Source organism: Achromobacter sp. RT286_PF, from assembly GCF_059760425.1.
The window spans coordinates 1-404 of record NZ_JCBAMR010000090.1; the positions used below are offsets into that span (position 1 = coordinate 1).

A 404-nucleotide genomic window follows, 5' to 3' on the forward strand; every position below is an offset into this window, starting at 1 on the left:
TTACCCCACCAACTAGCTAATCCGATATCGGCCGCTCTAATAGTGCAAGGTCTTGCGATCCCCTGCTTTCCCCCGTAGGGCGTATGCGGTATTAGCTACGCTTTCGCGTAGTTATCCCCCGCTACTAGGCACGTTCCGATACATTACTCACCCGTTCGCCACTCGCCACCAGACCGAAGTCCGTGCTGCCGTTCGACTTGCATGTGTAAGGCATCCCGCTAGCGTTCAATCTGAGCCAGGATCAAACTCTTCAGTTTAATCTCTGTATTTGTTTCGTATTCTTGGTCCGAATAAATCCGAACCAGGTCATACGTCGCTACTCAAAGGAAGTGAGGTATGTTCTTAAACTTGACGTCTAAGGTACTTCACTTCTAGTGAGCACTTGATTTCATTGTGCTTGTGAA

The 404-nt window shown here is 48.8% G+C and carries 1 rRNA gene; it reads right to left on the reverse strand.

Annotated elements, in window-relative coordinates:
- A 16S ribosomal RNA gene (locus tag AC6LJY_RS27980) occupies positions 1–257 on the reverse strand; the annotation flags it as partial.
- Positions 258–404: the final 147 nt, after the last annotated feature.